26 protein-coding genes are annotated in these 25,624 nt (G+C 38.7%); 19 read left to right on the top strand and 7 right to left on the bottom strand.

Annotated features, from left to right (window positions below):
• The 5 genes from hpaB to MHH73_RS20225 all read left to right on the top strand — a co-directional run bounded on the left by hpaB (position 1) and on the right by MHH73_RS20225 (position 6,941).
• Complete coding sequence (gene hpaB, locus MHH73_RS20245) at positions 1 to 1,473, top strand: 4-hydroxyphenylacetate 3-monooxygenase, oxygenase component (protein WP_191813402.1); 1,473 nt, start codon at positions 1 to 3, stop codon at positions 1,471 to 1,473.
• 13 nt (positions 1,474 to 1,486) lie between these two features.
• A complete protein-coding gene (gene hpaD, locus MHH73_RS20240; protein ID WP_191813400.1) occupies positions 1,487 to 2,476 on the top strand; it encodes a 3,4-dihydroxyphenylacetate 2,3-dioxygenase in 990 nt (329 codons plus the stop codon).
• Positions 2,477 to 2,555: 79 nt separating this feature from the next.
• Positions 2,556 to 3,407, top strand: coding sequence for an FAD synthetase family protein (locus tag MHH73_RS20235; RefSeq protein WP_191813398.1), 852 nt, complete (start codon positions 2,556 to 2,558; stop codon positions 3,405 to 3,407).
• Between the two features lie 99 nt (positions 3,408 to 3,506).
• Positions 3,507 to 5,327 (top strand): XylR N-terminal domain-containing protein, encoded by a 1,821-nt coding sequence (locus tag MHH73_RS20230; protein WP_191813396.1) that lies wholly within the window; start codon positions 3,507 to 3,509, stop codon positions 5,325 to 5,327.
• 102 nt (positions 5,328 to 5,429) lie between these two features.
• Positions 5,430 to 6,941, top strand: coding sequence for a 4-hydroxyphenylacetate 3-hydroxylase family protein (locus tag MHH73_RS20225; RefSeq protein ID WP_191813393.1), 1,512 nt, complete (start codon positions 5,430 to 5,432; stop codon positions 6,939 to 6,941).
• Here MHH73_RS20225 and MHH73_RS20220 read toward each other — a convergent pair.
• Positions 6,895 to 8,367, bottom strand: coding sequence for an MFS transporter (locus MHH73_RS20220; RefSeq protein WP_341068998.1), 1,473 nt, complete (start codon positions 8,365 to 8,367; stop codon positions 6,895 to 6,897). The genes MHH73_RS20225 and MHH73_RS20220 overlap by 47 nt on opposite strands.
• A 179-nt stretch (positions 8,368 to 8,546) precedes the next feature.
• Positions 8,547 to 9,446, bottom strand: coding sequence for a nuclease-related domain-containing protein (locus tag MHH73_RS20215; protein WP_225230549.1), 900 nt, complete (start codon positions 9,444 to 9,446; stop codon positions 8,547 to 8,549).
• Positions 9,447 to 9,598: 152 nt separating this feature from the next.
• Here MHH73_RS20215 and MHH73_RS20210 point away from each other — a divergent pair, with 152 nt between their 5' ends.
• Complete coding sequence (locus MHH73_RS20210) at positions 9,599 to 10,915, top strand: short-chain fatty acid transporter (protein WP_445662534.1); 1,317 nt, start codon at positions 9,599 to 9,601, stop codon at positions 10,913 to 10,915.
• 29 nt (positions 10,916 to 10,944) lie between these two features.
• On the opposite strand, the gene MHH73_RS20205 is transcribed toward MHH73_RS20210, so the two are convergent.
• The 3 genes from MHH73_RS20205 to MHH73_RS20195 form a co-directional block, all read right to left on the bottom strand.
• Positions 10,945 to 11,406 (bottom strand): hypothetical protein, encoded by a 462-nt coding sequence (locus MHH73_RS20205; protein WP_341068996.1) that lies wholly within the window; start codon positions 11,404 to 11,406, stop codon positions 10,945 to 10,947.
• Positions 11,390 to 11,740, bottom strand: a complete 351-nt coding sequence (locus tag MHH73_RS20200; protein ID WP_341068994.1) for a hypothetical protein — start codon at positions 11,738 to 11,740, stop codon at positions 11,390 to 11,392. Before MHH73_RS20200 ends, MHH73_RS20205 begins: the two co-directional genes overlap by 17 nt.
• A gap of 122 nt (positions 11,741 to 11,862) precedes the next feature.
• The gene (locus tag MHH73_RS20195) at positions 11,863 to 12,036 is read right to left on the bottom strand and encodes a hypothetical protein (protein WP_341068991.1); all 174 of its coding nucleotides are present in this window, start codon (positions 12,034 to 12,036) and stop codon (positions 11,863 to 11,865) included.
• 183 nt (positions 12,037 to 12,219) lie between these two features.
• Between MHH73_RS20195 and MHH73_RS20190 the strand changes: the two genes are divergently transcribed.
• Positions 12,220 to 13,128, top strand: a complete 909-nt coding sequence (locus MHH73_RS20190) for a hypothetical protein (RefSeq protein WP_341068989.1) — start codon at positions 12,220 to 12,222, stop codon at positions 13,126 to 13,128.
• Positions 13,129 to 13,390: 262 nt separating this feature from the next.
• Here the strand turns inward: MHH73_RS20190 and MHH73_RS20185 are convergent, their stop codons facing one another.
• Complete coding sequence (locus MHH73_RS20185) at positions 13,391 to 15,151, bottom strand: ABC transporter ATP-binding protein (RefSeq protein ID WP_191813377.1); 1,761 nt, start codon at positions 15,149 to 15,151, stop codon at positions 13,391 to 13,393.
• Positions 15,152 to 15,271: 120 nt separating this feature from the next.
• Between MHH73_RS20185 and MHH73_RS20180 the strand changes: the two genes are divergently transcribed.
• From MHH73_RS20180 to MHH73_RS20165, 4 genes are read left to right on the top strand one after another with little or no spacing between them, the layout of a single operon-like run.
• Complete coding sequence (locus MHH73_RS20180; RefSeq protein ID WP_341068987.1) at positions 15,272 to 16,732, top strand: ABC transporter permease; 1,461 nt, start codon at positions 15,272 to 15,274, stop codon at positions 16,730 to 16,732.
• A 13-nt stretch (positions 16,733 to 16,745) separates the two neighbouring features.
• Positions 16,746 to 18,245 carry an ABC transporter permease gene (locus tag MHH73_RS20175; protein ID WP_341068984.1) on the top strand — a complete coding sequence of 500 codons (1,500 nt, stop codon included), beginning with the start codon at positions 16,746 to 16,748 and terminating at the stop codon, positions 18,243 to 18,245.
• A 31-nt stretch (positions 18,246 to 18,276) separates the two neighbouring features.
• Positions 18,277 to 20,076 carry an ABC transporter substrate-binding protein gene (locus MHH73_RS20170; RefSeq protein ID WP_341068980.1) on the top strand — a complete coding sequence of 600 codons (1,800 nt, stop codon included), beginning with the start codon at positions 18,277 to 18,279 and terminating at the stop codon, positions 20,074 to 20,076.
• A gap of 52 nt (positions 20,077 to 20,128) precedes the next feature.
• Positions 20,129 to 20,257, top strand: coding sequence for a hypothetical protein (locus tag MHH73_RS20165; protein WP_263600745.1), 129 nt, complete (start codon positions 20,129 to 20,131; stop codon positions 20,255 to 20,257).
• A 21-nt stretch (positions 20,258 to 20,278) separates the two neighbouring features.
• Here the strand turns inward: MHH73_RS20165 and MHH73_RS20160 are convergent, their stop codons facing one another.
• Positions 20,279 to 20,809 carry a ClbS/DfsB family four-helix bundle protein gene (locus tag MHH73_RS20160; protein WP_341068976.1) on the bottom strand — a complete coding sequence of 177 codons (531 nt, stop codon included), beginning with the start codon at positions 20,807 to 20,809 and terminating at the stop codon, positions 20,279 to 20,281.
• Between the two features lie 687 nt (positions 20,810 to 21,496).
• Here MHH73_RS20160 and MHH73_RS20155 point away from each other — a divergent pair.
• The 8 genes from MHH73_RS20155 (at position 21,497) to MHH73_RS20130 (ending at position 25,611) form a co-directional block, all read left to right on the top strand.
• Complete coding sequence (locus tag MHH73_RS20155) at positions 21,497 to 22,252, top strand: SDR family NAD(P)-dependent oxidoreductase (protein ID WP_341068973.1); 756 nt, start codon at positions 21,497 to 21,499, stop codon at positions 22,250 to 22,252.
• Between the two features lie 274 nt (positions 22,253 to 22,526).
• Complete coding sequence (locus MHH73_RS20150) at positions 22,527 to 22,889, top strand: PadR family transcriptional regulator (RefSeq protein WP_191813363.1); 363 nt, start codon at positions 22,527 to 22,529, stop codon at positions 22,887 to 22,889.
• Positions 22,850 to 23,626, top strand: a complete 777-nt coding sequence (locus MHH73_RS20145) for a VanZ family protein (RefSeq protein WP_341068970.1) — start codon at positions 22,850 to 22,852, stop codon at positions 23,624 to 23,626. The genes MHH73_RS20150 and MHH73_RS20145 overlap by 40 nt, the downstream gene beginning before the upstream one ends.
• 411 nt (positions 23,627 to 24,037) lie before the next feature.
• Complete coding sequence (yiaA, locus tag MHH73_RS20140; protein ID WP_341069854.1) at positions 24,038 to 24,487, top strand: inner membrane protein YiaA; 450 nt, start codon at positions 24,038 to 24,040, stop codon at positions 24,485 to 24,487.
• Positions 24,488 to 24,566: 79 nt separating this feature from the next.
• On the top strand, positions 24,567 to 24,746 hold the full coding sequence (locus MHH73_RS20135) for a DUF6366 family protein (RefSeq protein ID WP_341068967.1): 180 nt from the start codon (positions 24,567 to 24,569) through the stop codon (positions 24,744 to 24,746).
• A 123-nt stretch (positions 24,747 to 24,869) separates the two neighbouring features.
• Positions 24,870 to 25,031, top strand: coding sequence for a YxiJ family protein (locus MHH73_RS22515; protein WP_445662533.1), 162 nt, complete (start codon positions 24,870 to 24,872; stop codon positions 25,029 to 25,031).
• Positions 25,032 to 25,036: 5 nt separating this feature from the next.
• Entirely contained in the window at positions 25,037 to 25,174 is a 138-nt protein-coding gene (locus MHH73_RS22510) for a YxiJ family protein (RefSeq protein WP_445662532.1), read from the top strand.
• Between the two features lie 203 nt (positions 25,175 to 25,377).
• Positions 25,378 to 25,611, top strand: coding sequence for a hypothetical protein (locus MHH73_RS20130; RefSeq protein ID WP_191813350.1), 234 nt, complete (start codon positions 25,378 to 25,380; stop codon positions 25,609 to 25,611).
• Positions 25,612 to 25,624 lie beyond the last annotated feature (13 nt).

Raw genomic sequence — 25,624 nt, 5'->3', positions numbered from 1 at the left:
ATGGGGGCAAAGAATGGGAAGCAATATATTGAGCGGCTACAAACAGCAAGCAATAATATTTATTTGCACGGCGAAAGAGTGCAAGATGTAACAACACATCCCAGTTTAAAAGGTGTCGTGAAATCAATGGCGAACCTATACGATTTGCAGTTTGAAAAACCGGAGAAAATGCTTTACACATCACCGACAACAGGTGAACAAGTAGGCATGACTTGGCTGCAACCAAAAACGATTGAAGATGTAATAAAAAGACGTGAAGCCATTCAAGAGTGGGCCCTCACATCTGGCGGTATGATGGGACGATCACCAGATTACTTGAATGCAGAAGTGATGGCGATGGGTGTAGCTAATAGTCTATTTGCTGAGGCAGACCCGATGTTCGCAGAAAATGCCCGTAAGTATTACGAGTTTGCTAGAGAAAATGATATTAGCTTGACTCATACATTGATTCATCCACAAGTGAACCGTGCTAAGGCACAACATGAACAGAAGGATGCTAATGTCGCTCTCCATTTAGTGAAGAAAACAGATGAAGGGATATATGTGGATGGTATCCGTTTATTAGCGACGCAAGGCGGCATCACTGATGAGATTCTCGTGTTTCCATCTACGGTGAAAAAAGCGGGTGAACTAGATGATCCGTACTCACTCGCCTTTGCCATTCCAAATAATACTCCAGGTTTAAAATTCATTAGCAGGGAATCATTTGATTACGGTAAAAACAGTTTTGACCATCCACTTAGTTCCCGTTTTGAAGAAGGGGATGCGATTGTTTCATTTGAAAATGTTTTTGTGCCTTGGGAGCGCGTATTTGTGTGCGGGAATTCATCGATTTGTAACCGCACTTTCCGCGAAACAAATGCAGTCGTGCATATGTCGCACCAAGTTGTCTCCAAAAATATTATCAAGACGGAATTTATACTTGGCGTGGCTTTGTCGATGATGGATGCTATCGGTATTGATGGTTTCCAACATGTGAAAGACAAAGGAACAGAAATCATGTTGGCACTTGAAACAATGAAATCTCATATGTACCGTGCTGAACATAATGCAAAGCTCGATAAGTGGGGGACGATGACACCTGATTACGAGGCACTCGATGCTGCACGTAACTGGTATCCAAGAGTTTATCCACGTCTCATTGAAATTCTGCGTGTACTAGGTGCATCTGGATTAATGGGTATTCCGACACAAGCGGATTTCCAAAATGAAGAAATTGGCGATATTATTCACCGTGGATTACAAGGAAAAAATCTAGAAGGTTACGAGAGAGTCCAACTATTTAGGTTAGCTTGGGATATCACGATGAGTGCATTTGGCAGCAGGCAGATGCATTATGAATACTACTTCTTCGGCGATCCTATCCGTATGGGGATGACATACTTTGATAATTATCAAGCAAAGGATGAGTTAAAGGTCAGAGTCCAAGAATTTTTAGGCAAAGGGTCTAATTCAAAGTTTTTAAACGTATAAGGGGGAGCGCGTGATGAGTGTAGATTTTGATATTATTCGCACGGCAAGAGCGGTTTTACATGTGACTGATTTAGAGCGGTCTCGTGATTTTTATATAAAAGGGCTTGGTTTAGTTGAAACCGAATCTGATGAAAATACGATTTATTTAAGGGGTTTAGAGGAACATGTTCATCATAGTTTAGTGTTGAAGAAAGCAGACGCACCACATGTCGAAGTAACAAGCTATAAAGTGCGCTCAGAAGCAGATCTCGATGCATTAGCTGCTTTATTTGAAAAACGCGGAATGAAAACGAAATGGCTAGAAGAAGGTAGCCAACATGCAATAGGCAGAGCCTTACGCGTACAGGATGTCAGCGGAATTCCCTTAGAATTCTTTGCGAAAATGGATACAGTGGAACGCCTATTACAGCGCTACGACTTATATCAAGGCGCAAAAGCCCAACGGATTGACCATTTCAATAATATGGTCTCTGATGTGGAAGCCGCTTATGATTTTTATACTAAAGATCTCGGTTTCTCCTGTTCAGAATACACGGCAACTGAAGATGATAAAATCTGGGCAGCCTGGATTCACCGGAAACCGTCTGTGCATGATGTGGCATTTATGAATGGGAATGGCCCAAGAGTACATCATATTGCTTACTGGTTAAGTGATCCGATGAGTCTAATCCATGGTTGTGATGTGCTAGCAGCACTCGGTTATGCAGAAAATATTGAACGCGGTCCAGCAAGACACGGTTTATCCAATGCCTTCTTCCTCTATTTAAGAGACCCAGATGGCCATCGTATCGAACTATATAATGGCGATTATTTAACGAGTGATCCTGACTTCAAACCAATCCGCTGGGAACTCAACGACAAACGTCGCCAAACATTTTGGGGCGCTGAAGCACCGGACTGCTGGTTTAATGAAGCATCAACCGTTCTAGATGTACACACTGGCAAACCGCTTGAAACCGTAGCAGGGAAACTAAAGCAGGCGAAACCGATATTTATTGTGTAATACAAGTAGCGAGTCTTTATAAGAGGACTCGCCTACTGCTCTTTGGCCGGAGCGCGTTCACTCGTTAGGAGGTATAAGCATGGAAATCTATCACTTAAATGAAAAAACGATGAACCTTCACAACGTAACATCATGTGTTCTTGCCTTAGGATTTTTTGATGGCGTACATAAAGGACATAGGCGTTTGTTAGAAACAGCTAAGAGAATGGCTACAGAAAAAAATCTGACGTTTTCTGTCATGACGTTCTTCCCTCATCCTAGTCAATGCATCCCACACGCTCAAACAATTGATAAGTATATAACACCGCTCCCCATGAAAATAGAAATTTTCAAGCGATTAGGTGTAGAAAAACTTTATATTGTTCAATTTAATCTTCAATTTTCACGCATTACTCATACACAATTTGTTGAGCGGTATATCGTTGGTCTTGCATGTGCACATGTGGTGGCCGGTTTTGATTTTACCTATGGATTTAAAGGAAAAGGCAATATGAAGCAACTGGAACAAGATAGCGACGGACGCTTTTCGGTAACGACTGTGGAAAAATATGAGCATCATCATCATAAAATAAGCTCAACAGCCATTCGCCATCTTCTTCAAAGTGGAGATGTACAGACAATCCCGAATTACTTGGCAGCTTATTATTCTGTTCGCGGCAAACTATGTTACCATTACCGACCGGATGCAAGCGAATTCGTACTGTGTATTCAGATCGATCCCACTTATTTTTTACCAAAAACGGGCTTGTACCACGCCGCTCTCGTGATGGATAGTGATGAATTATCCGGCCTATTGGAAGTCTCTAACCCTTCAACATCAACATTGAAATTTTTCGTAAAAAAACCACAGCTAGCATTGACTTACGAAGAAGTAACTATTCATTTTCTTTCATATGCAGATGATATAGCCTTTGAACAGGCTGCAACTTAGGGTACTGATTGGTACTCTATTTTCTTTTGTGGAAAAAGAAGGGAAATACAGGTTGAGACGAGAATGAATGGATAACTTCAATAAGGAAGGGTGTATGTTATGAGTCAGCAGAATCCGACAATGATAGTAAACAATCATAATGGGTCCATCTATTTGGACACCGAGCGCGTCATTATTACTTCATCCTCAGTATTCGGTACTTTACGTAAAGATTTGATTAAAAATATTGGTTTAGATCGAATGAAAGGATTTCTCATAAGGTATGGTTGGAACCTTGGGATAAACGATGCGAAAAGAGTACTGGAACAACCGTTTTCGTCCATTCGGGAAATTTTGAGCCAAGGTCCGATTTTGCATATGATGAAAGGGTATACGAAGGTAAAAACCTCTTATTTACATATAGATCAGCAAGCAGATGGTACGGTAAAATCCGTTCATGTAGCAGGTGATTGGTTAAGTTCGTATGAAGCAGAAGAACATCTTACGCAATCAGGCCCAGCTGAACAGCCCATTTGTTATACGCTTATTGGTTATGCAAGCGGCTATTATTCTAGTATTTGCGGTCATACCGTTATTTTTAAAGAACAATCATGCAAAGCAAATGGGGCACAAACTTGCCATTATATCGGGAAATCGTTACACGATTGGGATGACACTATTCGTGAGGAACTACATTACTACGAAAATCATACAATCGTTGATGAATTAGAACAAACCTACGAAAACCTTCTAGAAGAAAGGAATAATCTCCAGACGACCCTCACCTTACATAAGCTATTAATGGATGAACTAACGAAAGGAAGTGACCTGACTTCTATTGCCCTCGTACTTTATGAAAAAACCGGTATCTCCATTTTGATAGAAGATGCTGACCACAAGCCTCTTGCTGTCGTTGGCATGGTAGAAGGATTGCCAATAGAAAGGCAAGGCGTTCAGCATACGGAGCTTTTTGAGTATGAGGAATATAAACGTATGATTACACCGATACGACTGGAGAAAAAGACGTTCGGCTACTGTTCTTTTATTTACCAAAAGGGAGAAAAGCAACCGGCAGTTGTAGACGAAATGATACTAGAACGAGTGGCGACGGCTTGTTCGTTATTTATGTTAAATGAGAAAACGTCTTTCGAAGCGATGGAACGGATGAAGGGGCATTTTTTAGAACAAATATTGAATGGACAATATCAGGCAGTAAGTGATGTTTTACAAAAAGGGAGGTATCTAAACATTTATTTAGATCGCCCTTATTACATATTAGCTATGCGTTATGTGCAGAAGACATCCTCAGAGGACAACGAACTGTTTTTCCATGAGCAGTTGCTAGCATTTATGTTCAAATATTTTCAGAAAGACGATGGTACATTAATTGGTCAACGAAATGGACAAATTATTTTTTTAATGCAGCCTTCGCAAACGGAATCAATGAAAGAGCAGTCGCTCAGGTTGCTGAGAGCGGTGAAAAGAGCTTTTCCTTCCATCCTGATAAAAATAGGCATGAGTGCGCGCGCTGAAAATATCGGTAAAGCAGCAACTCACTATGAAGAGTCGTTAACGTCACTCAGTCTTGCCACTAGTTCCCATCCATTTGTTTCGTTTGAAGAAGTGGGCGTTGTCGGAATGCTTATTCAAACAAGTGGGAATGGAACCATTTTGAAAAAAGCTAAAGACACGTTGGAACCGTTGTTGACGTATAAGAATGACCAATTATCTTTATTGAAAACACTGTACTATTTTCTTTCGAACGCATGTAATTTAGAAAAAACGATGGAAGATTTATCTTTATCGATGAGTGGTTTACGTTATCGTGTGAAGAAGATAGAAACCTTATTAGGGAAGGACGTACGGGACCCTTCATATGGTTACCAACTATACTTAACACTACAAATCTTAATCGTTAATGGTGATCTAGAAATTTTTTAGACAAAAAGATGTGAAAACGCTTAAATTTATAAGCAAGTATTGTTGTAGAAACCCTTGTTATCCTTTTATTAATAAACAAATAAATAAATGGAGGGTTTCACTATGCTAACTGGTAAAGAATATTTAGAGAGTCTACGTGATGGCCGTGTGGTTTATTTAAATGGAGAAACAGTCAAGGATGTGACCACCCATCCAGCTTATCGCAATGCAGCAAGGTCAATCGCGCGAATGTATGATGCGTTACATGATCCGAGTACGGCACCCGTCCTAACAACTGAGTCTGAATTTGGCTTCCGTACCCATAAGTTCTTCAAAGGATCAAAAAATGCGCAAGAATTGCTCGAGGCAAGAGATGCCATGGCCGAGTGGTCACGAATGAGCTATGGATTCATGGGCAGAACACCAGACTATAAGGCAGCATTTACCGGATCACTTGGACCTTATGCTGACTTTTATAAAGGGTTTGAAGACAATGCCAGAAGATGGTACAAAAAAGCACAAAAAGATGTTCCTTTTTGTAATCACACCATCGTTAATCCACAATTAGACCGCGGCCAACCGTTAGAAAAGAATAAGGATGTTTTTGTACGTGCGGTTGAAGAGAAGGAGAATGGCATTATTGTAAGCGGTGCCAAAATGGTCGGTACATCCGCGGCGCTAACCCATTATAATTTTGTCGCTAACTATGCGCCAGTGATGGATGGTGATCAGAGCCACGCCTTGATTTTCTTTGTACCGATGAATGCACCGGGTTTGAAAGTCATTAGTCGTCAATCTTATGAAGAAATCGCTACAACATTAGGCAGCCCATTTGATTATCCACTATCTAGCCGGTTTGATGAGAATGATGCCGTCATCGTGTTGGATAATGTTTTTATTCCGTGGGAAGATGTATTGGCTTATAAAAATGTAGAAATTACGAACGGTTTCCGACCGAAAACGGGCTGGATCAATCGCTATACTTTCCAAGGATGTACCCGTTTTGCCGTTAAGCTAGACTTTATGGTTGGCTTGCTAATGAAGGCAACGGAAGCAGCCGGATCTCACCAATTCCGTGGTGTGCAAGCTAGTATTGGTGAAGTCATCGCCTGGCGTAATATGTTCTGGTCGATCTCTACTGCTATGGCCCTTGATCCAGAAGAAGCGCCGGGGGGATATGTGTTGCCGAATAGCACCTATGCCACCGCTTATCGTACTTTTGCACCGGTTGTTTGGCCAAAAATCAAGGAAATCTTCGAGCAAGTAGTGGCAGGCGGTTTGATTCAGCTTCCTTCCAGTGCGAAAGATTTCCAAAATCCTGAAATCCGCACGTATTTGGATAAATATTATAAAGGATCGGACGGGATTACAGCAGAAGAACGTGTCAAACTATTGAAGCTTGTTTGGGATGCCATTGGCACCGAATTCGGCGGCCGCAATGAACTCTATGAAATTAACTACGCCGGTAATCAAGATGGCATCCGCTTAGACAACTTGAAAATGGCAGACGCCGCAGGTCACACCGCTCAATTCAAATCCTTCGTCGATCAAGCACTAAGCGATTATAACCTAGATGGCTGGGTCGGTTCTACGTGGATAAACGGTTCGGGTGGGAAAGAAAAAGTATTTTATTAATAATTAGTATGAGAGCCCGCAGTGGAGTTGTGGGCTTTTTTTGGATTTGTGTGGTGTTAGGGATGATGTTTAGTATAGTAAACATTCTGTACGGGAAACAGGAGGGGGAAGTTAGAGCTGAGAGCGGCGCGAAATGGGAAACCGAAGCAAATAGAGTGTCTGGCTGAAATATGAGCAACGTAAAAGAGGAAACCGAAGCAGATAGAGTGTCTGGCTGAAATATGAGCAACGAAAAAAGAGAAAGCAAAGCAAATAGAGTGTCTGGCTGAAATATGAGCAACGATAAAAGAGGAATGAAAGCAGATAGAGTGTCTGGTTGAAGTATGAGCAACGATAAAAGAGGAATCAAAGCAGATAGAGTGTCTGGTTGAAGTATGAGCAACGAAAAAGGGGAAACCGAAGCAGATAGAGTGTCTAGTTGAAGTATGAGCAACGAAAAAGGGGAAACCGAAGCAGATAGAGTGTCTAGTTGAAGTATGAGCAACGAAAAAGGAGGAATCAAAGCAGATAGAGTGTCTGGCTGAAATATGAGCAACGAAAAAAGAGAAAGCAAAGCAAATAGAGTCCCCATCAGAAATATGAGCAACGAAAAAAGGGGAACCCAAGCAAATAGAGCCCCCATCAGAAAAATGAGCAACGCAAAAGGAGAAAGCAAAGCAAATAGAGTCCCCATCAGAAAAATGAGCAACGGAAAAATAGAAAGCAAAGCAAACAAAGCCCCCACCAGAAAAATGAGCAACGCAAAAGGGGAAACCCAAGCAAATAGAGTCCCCATCAGAAATATGAGCAATGAAAGAGGGGGAACCCAAGCAAACAGAGTGTCTATCTGAAATATGAGCAACGAAAAAAGAGAAAGCAAAGCAAATAGAGCCCTCATCAGAAATATGAGCAACGAAAAAGGGGAAAGCCAAGCAAATAGAGCCCCCACCAGAAAAATGAGCAACGCAAACGGAGAAAGCCAAGCAAATAGAGCCCCCATCAGAAAAATGAGCAACGCAAAAGGAGAAAGCAAAGCAAACAGACCCCCCACCAGATATATGAGCAACGCAAAAGAAGAAACCCAAGCAAACAAAGCCCCCACCAGAAATATGAGCAACGCAAAAGGAGAAAGCAAAGCAAACAGAGTCCCCATCAGAAAAATGAGCAACTTAAAAATAGAAAGCAAAGCAAACAAAGCCCCCACCAGAAAAATGAGCAATGCAAAAGGGGAAAGCAAAGCAAACAGAGTCCCCATCAGAAAAATGAGCAACGCAAACGGAGAAAGCAAAGCAAACAGAGTCCCCATCAGAAAAATGAGCAACGTAAAAATAGAAAGCAAAGCAAACAAAGCCCCCACCAGAAATATGAGCAACGCAAAAGGAGAAAACCAAGCAAATAGAGCCCCTATCAGAAAAATGAGCAACACAAAAAGGGAAACCCCAGCCAACAAAGCCCCCACCAGAAATATGAGCAACACAAAAAGAGAAGAAAGTTTTAAGGCTAAAGCCTCGAATACTCGTAACCAAAAGCAAATCTAATAGTTATAAAGGAAACAAACGAATAATTAACGAGCATAGATAGCGACGACTAATAAAAGTCGTCGCTAGTAGAATTAATTGGTCTTATCTATTCGTAGTAAACACCTCTTGATTTCCCTTTTTCAGTATAGTTTTGTTGCAAAACTCTTAATATTGAATCTCCACTTATTTCCTTGCCGCACCAATCATAAATGGTACTTTTTTTGATTTTACGTTGCGGGAATAGGAGTTTGTATTGCTTGATCATTTCTAAGACTACTTTTTTTAATACAATGATTTGAGAGCAATGAGTGCATTTAAAACTTTTTTTGCTTATCCGCATCATCCTCCCACAACACCCGTTACAAAAGACGCCCTTTGCCAATTCTTCGTAGTCATATTCTGGTTTGACGAGCATTGTAAGTTTGCTCTTATGGTTGGTTAGTAAAGTATCGATGACTTTCGTATGGAGACCTGTTGGCGAGATTGTTTGATTTTTAAAGGTGTCTAGGAATGCTGGAATTTGTCCAGGGAAAATAACGTTTTGATTTGGCGTCGCACCGTATAAAACAAATTCGGGATGGACGAATATAAGGTGATAGTCAAAGGGGATTGGAAGCTGATGCTTTTTAAGAAATTGGTGAATGAGTGTTTCGTTACGTTTGATTTGGAGGAGGGGGTCTTTCATTTCCTTTTTTGTTGGGCTAAACCATTGATTATCTACTATTGAATAATTGCCTCTGTAGTTTTTGATTTCAAATATAACCATTTTGTTTTGTAGGATACAGAGGGCGTCGATTTGAAAAACGGTTTGGTTTATTTCTAAATTGAGATCATAGAGAATGGGTATGTCATCTGGCAGTTCGTTTAAGAGGGTTGTCCAACGTATTTCACCATCTGCTCCTTTTTTCATTGATTGTAGGTGATGGAGCTGGCCTGACGATAATTCTTTTCTAGCATGGAGTGCGTTGAGAAAACGGAGTTGTTGGGGAAGAAAGAGGGGTTTCATAATAGTCAAACAAAATCATCCTTTCCTATTTTTAACTATTATAAAACAAATCTACGCTAAAGCCTACAAAAATAAAGCGGTATAACATTCTCTGAAAAATCATACCATGTACTACAGCCTAGTGCTGACAAGCGTATTAGGGGGAGTTAGGAATGAATCGTTTGGCAGAGAGATTTTCAAAAATTGTTGAAAGATTTTTGCCGGATGCCTTTGTCATTGCCGTGATACTGATGTTGCTTATGATGGTTATTGCTTTAGTGATGAATCCAAGTGATCCATTGACGATTGTGGAGTCTTATGGTGATGGCTTTTGGGCCTATCTGACTTTCACTATGCAAATGATTTTATTATTAATGACAGGTATGGCGCTAGCGAAAGTCCCTTTTATTGAACGTTTTCTTATTAGAGTGGCGTCCCTAGCTAAAAGCGCAAATCAAGCTTATGTGCTAACATTTCTCGTGACTTCATTTGCTTATTATATTAATTGGGGATTGGCGGTTATTGTCGGTGCGATTATTGCTCGAGAAGTGGGGAAAAGAAATCAGAAAGCACATTTTCCCTTACTAGTAGCGGCTGCTTATGCACCAACAGTTTTATATACTGCTGGGTTATCAAGTTCAATTGGATTATCGGTGGCAACAGAAGGGCATTTCCTTGAAAGTATGATTGGTGTTATCCCCACATCAGAAACGATTTTTCATTCAGGTACCATTATCATCTTGTTAGCTTTATTGATTACTATGCCTATTTTTCTCGTCTTAATGGCTCCAAAGAAAAACATTATTCCTTTTGCGGAAAAAGAAAAAAGGATCTCTTCTCGGATAGATGGCGATGAAGCAAATAAACATTCGTTTGCCTCTCGGTTAGAACATGCCAGAATATGGGGGATAATCACAGGAATTATAGGCTTATTATATGTTTTTATTTCTTTTTTTAATGGTAGAGATTTAGACTTGAATATTATTAATCTTACATTCTTATCTCTCGGTTTATTATGTCACCAGTCTCTCTTTCGATATGCTGAGGCATTTAAAGATGCCGCAACATCGATTTCGCCGATTATCTTACAGTTTCCTTTTTATGCGGGAATTAATGCTGTTTTAGGAAGTTCTGGTTTAGCAGAAAATATTGTTAATTGGATGGCATCGGTCGCATCGACAGAAACGTTTGGGTTATTTACTTACTGGACTGCTGGGTTTGTTAATTTACTTGCTCCTTCAGGTGGGGGCCAATGGGCGTTGCAAGGTCCGTTACAAGTAGCGGCTGGAGCACAATTAGGAGTGAATCATGCAATCACGGCGATGGCTGTTGGATGGGGAGATGGCTGGACGAATCTTATACAGCCATTTTGGGCACTCCCTATTTTAAGTGTAGTAGGTCTGCATATTCGACATATTATGGGCTATTGTATTTTATTGAGTGTTTGGGTTGGTGTGATTACTTCTATTCTCATATTTTGGGTCTATTAAACCAAAGGGAGCTTTTTTACGAAGCTCCTTTAAACAATTATGCCATACAACACTACCGCATGGGAACGGGTCATTCCGTCCGATTTTTTTTTTGTCACCGGCTGTTGGAAGTACACATCTAACAGTTGTTTGGCGTGTGCCTGTTGTTGAAGAACATTGTTTTTCATTTCATTTATATAGGGCTTATCTATTTGTTGGAGCACCAAGTTTGCATAAAGAGATTCATCTAATTCTAGGATGCTCGCATCAAAACCTTCTTCTAACAAATGTTCTACTTTATGAATGGCTGCAATAGATAGTTGTTGACACAGGGCATCAGCTATTACTGTTTGAATGGATATATTCTTTGTTTGCTCAAAAAGTCGGAGTAAGGCTTTTTCAGACGCATCTGTTCTTATTTTTGCTAATATATCGATACAATGAATGTAGTTCTCGTTTAAAGCAATTTTTTCAACCTCTTTAATAACCGTATCATTACCTATTCGAATCAATGAGCGACAAGCCTCTTCTAATTATCTTTAAAAGGGCTTGAAGTGCGCCTTCGTATTTAATTTTTCCAGCAAAATATAGAAAGTAAATAGCATCGTAAGTAAAAAAAGGTTTCTTAAGGTTTTCTTCTAGAACGATATCAATTTCGCTCGTCAATAGTTCGTTCCTAAGGAGAAGTTCATCTACAATGTATATTCCATAAGGATGTAGTTCTGGGTTAAATTTCTTGTCCGGTTCGGCTAAAACCATACCAAAGTCTTCCCAGAGACTTTTGTTATTAGCTGCTTTCAAACCTTGCAACCATTCTAATAGTGATGGTTCTACATATGACTTCAATTTCTTCTTATTCGCAAGTAGTAATTCTGGTGATGCTTGTAAAAGTAAATATTGATAATGGAAAGATCTAGAGGATGGGGAAGATTCAATCCTTTTAATTAAGAGATCGATACTTTTTTTATCTAATGCATATATTTGATATGTGGAATAAGCGCATCAGCATATTGAGAATCTAATACTTTATTAAGCGTATCATGAGTTGAAAGAAAAGTATGTTCTAATGTCTCTGACGCATAAGTCCGGATGATAGAATTTGAACTTAAAAGAGCCGACTCCCAAGTTTTTAATAAATCCATAAAGAACCTCCTATAGTCTCGTGTCCTTTTAGTATAAATAGTTTGATGGCAGATGAATAGGGAAAAGATGGGGACTCTGTTTGTTTGGTTTTCCCGTTTTGCGTAGCTCATATATCTGGTGGGGGCACTATTTGCTTGGGTTTCCCCTTTTTACGTTGCACATATTTCTGATGGGGACTCTGTTTGCTTGAGTTTCCCCTTTTGCGTTGCTCATATATCTGGTGGGGGACTCTATTTGCTTGGTTTTCTCCTTTTGCGTTGCTCATATATCTGGTGGGGGCACTATTTGCTTGGGTTTCCCTTTTTACGTTGCACATATTTCTGATCGGGACTCTGTTTGCTTTGCTTTCTCTTTTTGCGTTGCACATATTTCTGATGGGGACTCTGTTTGCTTGGGTTCCCCCTTTTGCGTTGCTCATATATCTGGTGGGTGCTCTGTTTGCTTTGCTTTCTCTTTTTGCGTTGCTCATATTTCTGATGGAAGCTCTGTTTGCTTGTTTTTCTCCTTTTGCGTTGCTCATATTTCTGATAGGGGCTCTGTTTGCTTGTTTTTCTCCTTTTGCGTTGCTCATATTTCTGATGGGGACTCTGTTTGCTTTGCTTTCTCCTTTTGCGTTGCTCATATTTCAGATAGACACTCTGTTTGCATTGCTTTCTCTTTTTGCGTTGCTCATATTTCAGATGGGGACTCTGTTTGCTTTGCTTTCTCTTTTTGCGTTGCTCATATTTCTGATGGAAGCTCTGTTTGCTTGGTTTTCTCCTTTTGCGTTGCTCATATTTCTGATAGGGGCTCTATTTGCTTGGTTTTCTCCTTTTACGTTGCTCATATTTCAGGCTGGGACTCCGTTTGCTTGGGTTTCCCCTTTTGCGTTGCTCATATTTCTGATGGGGACTCTGTTTGCTTGGGTTCCCCCTTTTGCGTTGCTCATATTTCAGATAGACACTCTGTTTGCTTTGCTTTCTCTTTTTACGTTGCCCATATTTCTGATTGGGAATCTATTTGCTTTAATTTCTCTTTTTACATTGCTCATATTTCTGATGGAAGCTCTGTTTGCTTTAAGTTCAATGATTTTGAAGGGGGAAAAAATATAAGAAGATTAGAGGTTTATACATTTGTATTATACAGATTCGTTTAGAGGTCAGCATCGATTTGCCTAAAATCGCATGGGACTTCCAAAATCATCTAATCATATTGCATTTCGACACTAGTTGCAGCAAATGGGACGGTTAACTCTGTTCTCTCCCATTGCCCTAGTGATGCCACTCCACTATCTGAAACTCTCCTTGAAGTGAAAAGTAGTTGTCTTCAAAAAAGCACAAATCTCTCATTGGAGATTCATGCTTTTTCTTTCTATTATTTTGCAACCACTGTCTCCCGCACCTGCGCTACCCAATGGCCCGGCGTTACTTCTACCAGTTCAGCTTGATCGAGTTGATATGCCTCACGTCGATCTTCTTGTGCGGACAAAGTCTCGCGTTTTTTCTGCCGTTCAATCGCTGGGTCAGGGATTGGGATAGCAGCGAGGAGTGATTTTGTATATGGGTGTTGCGGATTAGCATACAGTTCTTCACTTTCTGCGAGTTCAACAATTTTCCCACCGAACATGACGGCTACACGGTCACTAATATGTTTGACCATTGAGAGGTCGTGGGCGATAAATAGATAGGTTAATCCAAGCTTTTGCTGTAAGTCTTCAAGTAATTTAACGACTTGTGCTTGGATGGATACGTCTAGTGCAGAGAGTGGTTCATCACAGACGATGAATTTTGGTTCAACGGCGAGTGCGCGGGCAATCCCAATTCGCTGTCTTTGTCCCCCTGAAAATTCATGGGGATAACGCATTGCATGCTCCTTCTCCAAACCTACCATTTCTAGTAATTCTTCAACGCGTTTCCGACGTTCTTGCTTATTTTTTACAAGCTTATGAATATCTAGTGCTTGCCCGATAATATCAATTACTTTAAAGCGCGGGTTTAACGAAGCATAAGGATCTTGAAAAATCATTTGCATATGCCTGCGCATCATCTTCATTTCCTTTGCGGTTAGTTGATTTACAGGAATACCCTGGTACAACACTTCACCAGCGGTCGGTTCGTTTAATCTTAAAATCGCACGCCCGGTTGTGGACTTACCTGAACCTGACTCCCCGACAAGACCAAGTGTCTCGCCTGGCTGAATAAAGAAGCTAATATCATCAACTGCCTTCAATACTTGGCCTTTGCCTAAATCAAAGTGTTGTTTCAATGATTTCACTTCGAGAAGAGGTTCATTTGCATTAATATGCTCGCTAATACGTGGAGCTGGTTTTGCTTTCTTTTTCTCATGAAGCTTTGGTAAAGCATTGAGTAATCGTAATGTATAAGGGTGAGTGGCTTGCTCAAAAATTTCTTCGGTGGTGCCTTTTTCAACAATTTCCCCGTCTTTCATGACGACAACACGGTCACACATGCCAGCAACAACGCCAAGGTCATGGGTGATTAAAATAATCGCAGTGCCAAATTTTTCTTGCATATGCTTCATTAGGTTCAGTATTTGCGCTTGTATAGTTACATCAAGTGCTGTTGTTGGTTCATCAGCGATCAGGAGCTTAGGACGACAAGCAAGAGCGATAGCAATCATTGCCCGTTGCCGCATCCCGCCAGAAAACTCATGTGGGTATTGAGCAAAACGAACTTCTGGCTTTGGAATCCCTACTAATCTTAAAAGCTCAATTGCTTCAGCCTTTGCTTGTGTTTTAGGTAATCCTTTTGTATGTTTAAGCATCGTTTCAGTTAATTGTTGACCAATACGCATCGTCGGATTCAACGATGTCATCGGATCTTGGAAAATCATGCTAATATCTTTCCCTCTGATCGCTTCCATTTCTTGATCACTTGCATTGACTAGATCTTTACCGGAAAATATAATCTCGCCGTCTTTTAAAAGGGAAGGAGGAGACGGGAGTAGTCTCATAATCGAGCGGGCAGTCACACTCTTGCCACTGCCTGATTCACCGACAATGCCTAATGTTTCTCCTTTATTGACAGTTAAGCTGACACCTTTCACAGCTTCAAATTCCTTCTCTCGAGACATAAAGGATACTTGTAAATTTTCTATTTTTAATAACGGTTCCACATTCTCCACCTACCAAACTTTGATGTTTACTCTCGAACGATATTGACAGTCATATTATACTAGAATTAAAATATAGTATACAACTAGGAATTATCGGGACTAGAGGGGGTGAACGGATGAATGAATACAGTGAAAAATGCGCCACAAAGACATTCATCTAGCGTTCCAAATGTGCTTTCGACACTCAGTCAAACCTTTGGGAAAATGAACCAATACCCATTTTTAAAATGGGGGATGTTGATTATAGGTTTACCAGTTTATGTAATTAGCCTCATTATTTACCTAATGAAGAGAAAAGATGATGCTTATCAGCGGTTATGGCATGAACTTCATCAAGCATGTACAGATGCCGGATTAAAAGAAAAATTAATTACAAAGCATTTAGAACAGCAAAGGCGAAAGCAAACTTTCTTTCAGCAAAAGATAGACGAGTTGAAGATAAAACAAGTAGCTGAAAAGAGAGCAGAAGATGAATTTCTTCAGATAGTAGAGGATAAAGTGCAAGAGGAATTAGCGCAGCGAGGAGAAAATCAATTAACTTTCTCAGGTATCATGCGGACATTATTAAAACATCCAGTATTTGTTGTCCTTACGTTCATACCTGGATTATTGTTCTATATCCTTATTTTCTTGTATATGAATCCGTATATAAAGTATATCTTTGAAAGGCTTGTTTCCACCCTGTTTGTCATTATAGGGGTCGCTTTTTTTGTGTTTACGATTTTGTATATTTCACCGTTTGATCCAGCTGCCAATATTTTAGGAGTAACGGCTACGAAGGAACAAATCGCAACATTTAACCAGATTTATGGGTTAGATCAACCGTATTGGGTTCAGTTATGGCAAGCCATTCAAGGTATTTTTACATTTGACTTAGGCGCTTCTTTTGCCGGAAATGAAAATGTTGTTGATGCCATCGCTAGAAAAATTCCAATTACATTATTTTTAACGTTTATTGCCTTAATTTTAGCGGTTGTTATTGCTATTCCCATTGGGATCATATCCGCTACAAGGTCTAATACGTTTTTAGATTATACGCTCATGTTCGTAGCTTTAATTGGATTATCGATTCCGAACTTTTGGCAAGGTTTAATCTTTATTTTAACATTTTCGATTGAGTTACAGTGGTTGCCGGCTACTTTTACACCAGGCAATTTACTTTCGATCATCATGCCAGCGGTTGTTCTGGGTACCGGTTTAATGGCTTCCATTGCTCGGATGACTCGTTCATCTACGCTAGAAGTCATTCATGAAGATTATATTATTACTGCAAGAGCAAAGGGGCTTAATGAGCGCCGAATACTATGGCGTCATGCTTTTGGAAATGCATTGATTCCAATTATTACTGTAATTGGTTTAATGTTTGGCGGTATGCTCGGTGGAGCTGCTGTTACAGAAAAAGTTTTTAATATAAGCGGAATAGGCAGTTATATTGTTGATAAGCAGTTTATCCCTGATATTCCCGCTATTATGGGCGGTGTTGTATACATTGCCATTACAATCTCATTAGTGAACTTATTCATTGATATTTTATATGCATTTATCGATCCAAGAATACGTTCAAAAATGAAACAATATTAAAAGTAGGTGCAGCATGTCTACTCATAAAGATAGCTTGTTAAAAAAATTCGCCTTAAAGGCGACATCTGAATATACGCAGGCAAACTTTGCCCTTGTTGTCTCGATTGCCTTAACGCTGATTTTTCTGCTTGCAGGCATTGATTTTTCCGCGGGGGCAATCAAGCCATTTTTCTTTACATTATTTATTGCTTATGCCGTTTTCTCTATCATTCAAGCTTTTATTGCTTATCAAGTAAAGCGGGATTTGAAAAGAGATGGCGTTATTCGCGCATCGACAAGAATTTGGGGTTACATTCAGCTATTAAGTGTACTGGTGGGTAATATTTTCACAACCGCTTTTGCATTTGGGCTCATTAAAAAGAAAAAAAACCCACAATACTTATTTACAATGTTTATGTTGATGACGCAATTCTATTGTTTGGCCGTATCTGCATTAAACTTATTTAAACCGTATGTAGCGAACACGTTTTTAATGGGTATGTTTCTGTTACTGGTCATTTTTGTTTTCCAGTTGGTTGTACTATTCCTTGTGATAAAGGATAAAGGCCAGTCACCGAAATGGAAGTTATATGTTGGGATTTTATTGATTATCACTTCATTTACTGGAAACTTATTTGCCCTTGCCTTAGGTCTATTTATGCTATTAGAAGTGCTTAGCAAAACGCCATCTACTGTTGCCAAATGGTATGCGATATGGGAGAAAATTGCGAGTAATATGACAGCGATGCTAGGATTATTTTTCATTCTGTTTATTTTCACCTTATCGATTTGCAGTTATTGGACCTTTGATTATGATATGGCGATTGAAAATAATTATGGTGCTACATTACAAATGCCGAGTCTTGCCTATCCTTTAGGTACAGATAATTTTGGTCGCGATGTTTTTTCCCGCATTGTCTTTGGGGCGAGAATATCTCTGATTGTAGGGGTTTTATCAACCTTAATTCCGTTTGTGGTTGGTGGGATTCTAGGAGCGATTTCTGGTTATTATGGAAAACGCACGGATAATATTTTAATGCGCTTATTAGACGTTTTATATGCGATTCCAGGTATTTTACTGGCGATTGTTATTATCGCAGCTTTCGGAGCAAGCACAACGACACTAGTGATTGCCTTAAGTGTTGGTTCCATTCCAACATATGCAAGAACAATGCGAGCAAATGTGCTGATGATTTCCAATATGGAATATGTCATGTCGGCTCGTGCGCTGGGAGCAAGTAATTTATCGATTATTTTTAAACAGATTGTCCCAAATAGTCTGGCACCAATGATTGTAAAAGCAACGTTAACAATCGGAGGCGCAGTGATTGCCACAAGTAGTTTAAGTTACTTAGGATTAGGAATTGAGCCGCATATACCGGAGTGGGGGAATATCTTAAAAGTAGGTAGTGCATATTTGGAATCACATTCTTACTTAGCCATTTACCCTGGTATTGCTATTATTGCACTTGTTTTATCGTTTAACTTTCTTGGGGATGGGTTGCGTGACGCACTTGACCCTAAGCTTGATTAATAAATTAAAAGACTTTCAGGGGGGAAAGCAGATGAAAAAGGCGGTACTATCATTCTTGTTAATATTTACATTAATTTTAACAGGATGTGTGAATACAAAATCTGATGTTGAGAATGAAGGTTCAGGTAGTGGTGATGGCTCTAAGCCAACAATAGAGATTCTTGGCATGAGCAGTAATGAAGAGGACATGAACATTGTTCGTGACCAATTAACGAAAAATGGTTTTGATGTAAAACTAAACATCCAACCTGACTATGGCAGCTTTACTGCACAACAAGATGCAGGAAACTATGATGTTGCTTTAACAAATTGGACGACTGTAACAGGAAACCCAGATTACGCTGTGCGTTCATTGTTTATTAGCGACGGAGATTACAGCATTATGGCTGATAAAGAGATTGATGAGTTAATAAATAAAGCAAGTACTGAAACACCAGAAGAATACGCGAAAACATATAAGGAATTCGAGGAAAAACTTGTATTTGATAAAGCTTATATTGCACCATTATATAGCTCATACAAAACACAAGCATTGAATAAAGATGTGCTAGTACCAGATTCTGTTCGCCTTTCTAAATCCCGCTCTTTAGCATGGGAAACGATTGATTTCCAAGATGAAGCGAAGAGAGAAACAGATCCACTCGTATTGTCACAAACACTTTCAACATTAACTTCCCTTGATCCAATTAAAGGGAATGATGGTTCGATCAATATGTTAAATTCGAATATGTATATTCGCCTTGTAAACTTAACAGATGATGATGTTGTTACGGCTGATGGTTCCCTATCTCGTAATTTTAGTATTGCAGACGGCAATTCTGAGTATTATTTCTTATTAAGAGATGACGTTAATTTTGCCAAGGTTACTGATAAAAAAGTAGAAGAAACAGATGATATTGTTGGTGCAGAGGATGTTGTCTTCTCACTAGAACGTGCGAAAGACAAAAATTCTGTACCAGATCACCGCACATATAGCTTACATGAGCATATTGAAACAGCTGAAGTGGTGACAGATGTTTCAGAATTAGAAAAGGTACAAACTTCAGGCGGCGAGGGGACGGTTAAAGCAGCACTTGAAGAAGGCTTAGAAACAGAGATTGCCGAGTTAGTGGCTGAAGATAATGCAGCAGACAATGCGGCAGGTAAATACCAAGTGGTGAAGGTAACAACAACTGAACCTTTCCCACAAGTATTAAACTATCTTGCGCACCAATCAGCAGGTATTGTATCAAAAGAACAAGTCGAATCAATCAATACGTATAAAGTAGAAGACTTTGATGTAAACAAGGACATCGCTTATGGTGACCAAAACACAATAACTGAAGGCGATAGCTATGACAATACGTTATATGCAAGTGGCCCATACATCTTATCTCATAAAAATGATTATGAAGCTGTATTCTACAAAAACCCAGGCTATATGACAGGTACCGAAAATGAACCAAACATTAACCAAGTAAACGTTCGATTCATTGCCGATATCGATAGCTCACTATCTGCCTTACGTAACGGAGAAACACATATTCAATACAGCGTTCCAGAAAATAAATATGAAACAGTGGAAGGCGATAGCAAATTACAATTACAAAGCATTCCAAGTAATGCTGTATCCTACCTTCTATTCAATACAGAAGGTCGTGCCGTTTCTGAAAGTGCCGATCTAAGAAGAGCTGTGCTTTACTCAATCAACCAAGAGGAAATCATTGATTACTACCAAGGTAATAAACTCAAAGCCTCATCTACAGTAAGTCCACTCGTAGACACTGGCAATGAATTAAAAGCCGATGCGGATAAAGTGAAGGAATTCTTAGGTAAGTATCAAGCTGAATAATGGAGAGAAACGAAAGATGCCCCTCACAGAAGTTCTAGTGGGGGGCTTTTTTATGTGGCGTCATCGACTTCATCGTTTATGGCGGCAGATGATTTACTTGCGTTTAAAAATCAGTGAATGGCCGCAATCGAACGTATTGCCAAAGTTCAAAGCGAAAAAAGGCTCAGAACAAGAAAATTAGTAACGCAGGAACATTCTAAAACTATTTACGCCCATCACCAATCAAATCCATTGTATTGAGTTCTGTGATAATCTTTTCGCATTTCCCCATTGCCCACAAGTAGTGCTTGGATGTATTAGCAGCAAAATAGCTATATAGATTGCTTGTTTTTGTCCATTTGTAATGCTTTTTCGTGATGATTTCTTCAGTGGTATGGGACCTGATAATGTTCATGATTCGCTCATGGCTTAATTTACATTTTTTGATTGCTTGGTTGAGTTTCATATCTTGGTAGTTTTCCCAAATTTGTTGATTAAGCTGTTGGATTTTGCGCCACTTATACCCGGGTGCCGGCATGGAAGGTGTATCTCCGGCCATGCCTTCTCTATACCATCGTTCCAACATCGCATGCCATTCATATAGATGCATAAGAATATCGCGGAAATTTTTATCCCGGTCAGCTGTCTCGATGGAAAGGCTTCTTTTTCTTACAGGAACAGATTCAATCAGTTGCATTAATGTGTGGAAATGTTGCTCGCTTTCCTGTATGAGGCGTTCCTTTATATCATCCATTTAGGCAATTTCCCTCCATTTTCCAATCTATTGTTGCACTCCATAAATAATAATGCTTAAAAAAACGCTAATAAATAAAGTAATCAGCCAATCTCTCTTCTTTGTCAATTTCAAGAAGATATTAAATACTGCACTAATGAGAAAGAGAATAAGAAAAATGATAAAAAGGTAGATTAATTCCATAGTATACCCCTATAAACGATATTTTCTATTAAACAATCAGGTGTATTAATCCAACAATGGCAAAAAACGAAACGCTTCTTTTCTTATGCCCTTGTTGAAAAAGTGATACTTATGAGGACAGCGAGCATTCGGTAAATTGTATTCAGTTTTCTAAATAAAGGATGCTACTACTGAAAATAATAACAAATTTTCCCTAGTTTTACATAGTGGGACTTACCATTAATTGCTGTGGTCATTTAGCTAAAGAAACAGAATACTCGTGGAATGATGAGACTTATTTGACTATTTCTCATCACTTTACGAACCTTTCCCCCACTATGTTCAAAAAAATATTTTAACTCGCTAAGATCTAATCCCTGAAGGAAATCAGAAATGAAATTTTATTTTTATTTCAAAAATAGTTTATACTAGGAATAGTAGTGTTTATACTATTGTTAGATAGTATGGTCAGGCTTGTTGTAAGCGTTTTAATGGAGCCTGAGATTACCAAGGAGGAATGTCATTATGACAAAATTAAAAGATAAAGTAGCAATTATAACTGGCGGAGCTGGTGGAATCGGGAAAGTAACAGCGAAACAATTCCTAGATGAAGGAGCAACTGTCGTACTGGTTGATTTATTTGATGAAGCATTAGCCAATACAAAGGAAGAATTGCTGTCATATGGTGAAGTACATATCATTCAAGCAGATGTGTCCAAAGAAGCAGATGTCGAAAACTATGTTCGTGAAACAGTTGAACGATATGGAAAAATAGATATCTTCTTTAACAATGCTGGTATTGAAGGAAAAGTAGCTCCAATCACGGAACAAAAAGTGGAAGATCTAGATAAAGTACTTGCAGTAAATGTTCGTGGTGTATTCCTTGGCTTAAAACACGTTCTTCGTGTCATGAAAGAACAAGGATACGGTAGTGTTATCAACACATCTTCTGTAGCGGGATTACACGGTAGTCCTGGTGTAACGCCATACATTGCTTCTAAACATGCAGTTGTTGGCCTAACCAAAGCCGCTTCCATTGAGGTTGCTCCATATAATGTTCGTGTCAATAGCGTTCATCCATCTCCTGTAAACACTCGTATGATGCGTTCACTAGAAGAAGGTATGGGAACAGATCAAGATGCGTTGGCAAAAGCGATTCCACTAGGACGATATGCTGAATCGGACGACATTTCAAACCTTGTCTTGTTCCTTGCTTCTGACGAGAGTGGCTTCATAACAGGTGGTCAATATCGTGTAGATGGTGGTATGGGCGCATTATAGGAAATAGAGTTACATTACTCACGAAGGTGGTCTATAAAGACTGCCTTCTTTTTTTATAACCATTTACTATTGACTATAATTAAACGATATTTTGTATTATGAGGACAGCGAGCATACGGTTTCACTCTTCGAAATAAAGTATGCTACTACTGAAAATAATAACAAATTTGGTTTATTAAAACATTAAGACAACATTTTTTATAAAGTACCTTGTTATTCGATGTATATCGTATTACAATATATTTAGTAACTTTCCAAATAAAGGAGAAAAAGAATGGATAAAGAGATTATGAAGGGCAGTATTGATATTTTGTTGCTTTCATTATTATCGAAAAAAGATATGTACGGATATGAGATGGTTAAGAGCTTAAAGGAAAACAGTCATGAGTTGTATAACATGAGTGAAGGGACATTGTATCCGGCTTTAAAGAGGCTGGAGAAGAATGGCTGGATTGAATCATATTGGGAAGATTCACAGCTTGGTGGTCGAAGAAAGTACTATCAATTAACAAACGGTGGAAAAACAGAATTAAGTAGGAAACTAGGCGAGTGGCAAAAAGTGAATGATTTGATTAACGTAACAACGGAGGGGCTCAAGTGGACAAAGAAATTGAATCCTATATCAAACAAATTGTAAATACTATTGATTGTAACCATGTTGAAAAACAGGAGATCATTGATGAAATGACTGACCATATTTTACTACTGAAACAAGAATATATGCTAAATGGCAAGAGTGAAAAAGAGGCCGTACAGTTGGCTCTAGCTGATTTTGGCAATCAGAAAAGCATTGCCCATGGGTATAATCAATCTATCTTCCCATTCTATCGACTCTTTAAGGTGAGTAGCTGGTTGCTGTTTTCATTGTTTGCGCTAGTCGTCTCATGGAAGTTAATTTTTGGTCGGCTTTTGGAGAGAGTGATGAATTATGCTAATGGTTATGGATATAATTTTTATTTTTTTTCAAGAGAAGAACAAATGAGCTTTTTTAACTTTAATTTTTCTGAATGGGGAATGAATTTGAATATTATCCCTTTTAAAACAACAATCAACTATCTGTTAAATGCTGATCTTTTTAATTTGGATATTATTATAACTAACACAATTGGAAATATCCTTATTTTTCTTCCATTAGGATTATTACTTCCGGTGCTTTTTAAACAATGTCGTCTTTTTTCAGTCGTAACCATCACTGCCATTACTGCGAGTTTTTCTATTGAGCTTCTACAGTTTTTCTTGCAAGTCGGGCAGTTTGATATTGATGATATTATCCTCAATACGATGGGGGCAATGATCGGTTATTTGATGTATAAAACTATCCTTAATGTGAATTTGTTCATAAGAAAAGCCAATTTAAAACTGAATAAAGGATAAAAGAGGAGTTGGTTCGAGTTTTCGGACTAACTTTTTTTAGGTATTTATTCTCAAAAATGAGATTTTTCATAAATAAACATTTTTAAACGAATTAATTAAGTGTATAATTACACTAAATTAAACAAAAAGAGGCATTTCATTTGTTTACTCCTTAGCACGCTATTTGTCATATTTGGTCAAGATTTTGCTTATTACCTTAATGCCATGTTGCCTAATAGTTATCCAATCACTTTCTTAACGATAAGCAGTTATTTATTTTATATGCTTAGGGTTGCGGTAACATTTTACAGAATAATTTAACATAAAATGTAGTTATTATAAGCTCATCATGTCAGGCTGGTCAACTTTTGTGTTAGCCGTGTGGTGGGGTTGAGAAAGGTGGAGATTATGTTGCCAAGTGATGAAGAGTTGATGATAGAAAAGGTGAAAAAGACTAGTAATAAAGTGAAAGAAGAAAGAAAAGAAGGGGAACCATCAGCAGCTTTTAAAGGTGCTTCATGGGCAGCGCTATTAATCGGTGTGGCGGCTTATATTATTGGTCTATTTAATGCGGCGATGGAATTGAATGAGAAAGGCTATTATTTTGCTGTTCTAATATTTGGATTGTATGCCGCAATTTCTTTACAAAAGGCGGTAAGGGATAAGGAAGATGGTATTCCTGTGACAGGTATTTATTATGGTATCAGTTGGTTTGCTTTAATTGTCGCCGTTTCATTAATGACCATTGGGTTATATAACGCTGGCAGTATTATTCTAAGCGAAAAAGGATTTTATGCGATGGCTTTTGTCCTTAGTTTATTTGCAAGTGTGGCAGTACAAAAGAATATTCGCGATACACAAGCTGCAAGAGAAAGAGAATGACAGTGGCGATAGGGAACGATGCAGTAAATATAGCTATCTATTGCTTTTCCCTAAAATGAAAACAAAAAGGGGTGGTTAAATGCCTTCAGAAGATAGAAAGAAGAAGGAGTTGAAGAATCATCCCACAGTTACGCTAAATGATAGCATCAATAAAAGTCAGAGTCCATCACCTGATGTAAGTGGGATGGGTTGGAAAGATTTATTGTTACTCATAATCATTGCTATTGGGGGATTTTTCTTTTATCAGTGGTTCTTTTGATATCGGGAAGAACAGCTCTCAATAGAAGCCTTTATTTTCCCTTTGCTAACATAAGCATGTAATCAATCAACAATTTAAATCGGTGGTGATCATATCAATAGACAAACAATATTTATACAGTTAGTGGAAAAAAGGGAAAACCTATATCATCCTATGCCATATGAAGATTTAACAAAGATCCATAATGATTTTGGTGAATCGTATCCTTTAGAAGATTTATCTCCAGATTTAAATACATACTGGATGAATATAGCAGGTAGTCTTAGTTACGTTAAGGGCAAATAACCTTATTGGCATCCAACTTTTTTGAGCAGTTCCCAACCTATGAGTTTTTAAAATGGGTAATGAAAGATTATCCTCTTTTTTTAGATAAATATCTGCTGTACGATGAGGTGCGTGTGTTGCTGTTAGCGTATTTGGTAGAATAGAAGTTAATAAAAAAATAATATTCTTGTATCAAAAGTTTTTGTGAAATCATTCGGGTTTTTCCGAAGGAGGGCGGAGTGGACAAGCTGTTGTTTCAGTTTATACTATTAGTAGCCTATGTGGGAAAATAAAGAGTGGCTCTATGGAAATGTTGACTATATACTAATTAAACAATAAGATATTCATTCAGTTGGGAGTAGAAATCATGGGGTTTGGGGATATGTTTGCGTTAGTTAATGGGATAATAATATTGGCTTTTGTTATTATCATTCCTACCGTACTTATCATCGTATTTGTAGCAGCGTGTAAAGTAATAAAAAGATATTTGAAAAACGGAAAACTAATGGAGGAAAAATTAAGAATGGAGCTTGCTGAAAGGCAGGAATTAGAGCATCGTGTAACGGAGCTAGAAAATAAATTAAAGATGAAGGAAAAATAAAGTAAACCGCTAT

Origin of the sequence: Cytobacillus sp. FSL K6-0265 (genome assembly GCF_038003465.1) — a bacterium.
GTDB lineage: Bacteria > Bacillota > Bacilli > Bacillales > Cytobacillaceae > Cytobacillus > Cytobacillus stercorigallinarum.
This window is presented reverse-complemented; position numbering and strand designations above follow the sequence as displayed.

What these genes read in the sequence shown, in the direction of transcription:
- hpaB (WP_191813402.1), top strand. Translation starts at nt 1, where the DNA reads ATGGGGGCAAAGAATGGGAAGCAATATATTGAGCGGCTACAAACAGCA.
- hpaD (WP_191813400.1), top strand. Translation starts at nt 1,487, where the DNA reads ATGAGTGTAGATTTTGATATTATTCGCACGGCAAGAGCGGTTTTACAT.
- MHH73_RS20235 (WP_191813398.1), top strand. Translation starts at nt 2,556, where the DNA reads ATGGAAATCTATCACTTAAATGAAAAAACGATGAACCTTCACAACGTA.
- MHH73_RS20230 (WP_191813396.1), top strand. Translation starts at nt 3,507, where the DNA reads ATGAGTCAGCAGAATCCGACAATGATAGTAAACAATCATAATGGGTCC.
- MHH73_RS20225 (WP_191813393.1), top strand. Translation starts at nt 5,430, where the DNA reads ATGCTAACTGGTAAAGAATATTTAGAGAGTCTACGTGATGGCCGTGTG.
- MHH73_RS20215 (WP_225230549.1), bottom strand. Translation starts at nt 9,446, where the DNA reads ATGAAACCCCTCTTTCTTCCCCAACAACTCCGTTTTCTCAACGCACTC.
- MHH73_RS20210 (WP_445662534.1), top strand. Translation starts at nt 9,599, where the DNA reads ATGAATCGTTTGGCAGAGAGATTTTCAAAAATTGTTGAAAGATTTTTG.
- MHH73_RS20195 (WP_341068991.1), bottom strand. Translation starts at nt 12,036, where the DNA reads ATGGATTTATTAAAAACTTGGGAGTCGGCTCTTTTAAGTTCAAATTCT.
- MHH73_RS20180 (WP_341068987.1), top strand. Translation starts at nt 15,272, where the DNA reads ATGAATACAGTGAAAAATGCGCCACAAAGACATTCATCTAGCGTTCCA.
- MHH73_RS20175 (WP_341068984.1), top strand. Translation starts at nt 16,746, where the DNA reads ATGTCTACTCATAAAGATAGCTTGTTAAAAAAATTCGCCTTAAAGGCG.
- MHH73_RS20170 (WP_341068980.1), top strand. Translation starts at nt 18,277, where the DNA reads ATGAAAAAGGCGGTACTATCATTCTTGTTAATATTTACATTAATTTTA.
- MHH73_RS20165 (WP_263600745.1), top strand. Translation starts at nt 20,129, where the DNA reads ATGTGGCGTCATCGACTTCATCGTTTATGGCGGCAGATGATTTACTTG.
- MHH73_RS20160 (WP_341068976.1), bottom strand. Translation starts at nt 20,809, where the DNA reads ATGGATGATATAAAGGAACGCCTCATACAGGAAAGCGAGCAACATTTC.
- MHH73_RS20155 (WP_341068973.1), top strand. Translation starts at nt 21,497, where the DNA reads ATGACAAAATTAAAAGATAAAGTAGCAATTATAACTGGCGGAGCTGGT.
- MHH73_RS20150 (WP_191813363.1), top strand. Translation starts at nt 22,527, where the DNA reads ATGGATAAAGAGATTATGAAGGGCAGTATTGATATTTTGTTGCTTTCA.
- yiaA (WP_341069854.1), top strand. Translation starts at nt 24,038, where the DNA reads ATGATAGAAAAGGTGAAAAAGACTAGTAATAAAGTGAAAGAAGAAAGA.
- MHH73_RS20135 (WP_341068967.1), top strand. Translation starts at nt 24,567, where the DNA reads ATGCCTTCAGAAGATAGAAAGAAGAAGGAGTTGAAGAATCATCCCACA.
- MHH73_RS20130 (WP_191813350.1), top strand. Translation starts at nt 25,378, where the DNA reads ATGGGGTTTGGGGATATGTTTGCGTTAGTTAATGGGATAATAATATTG.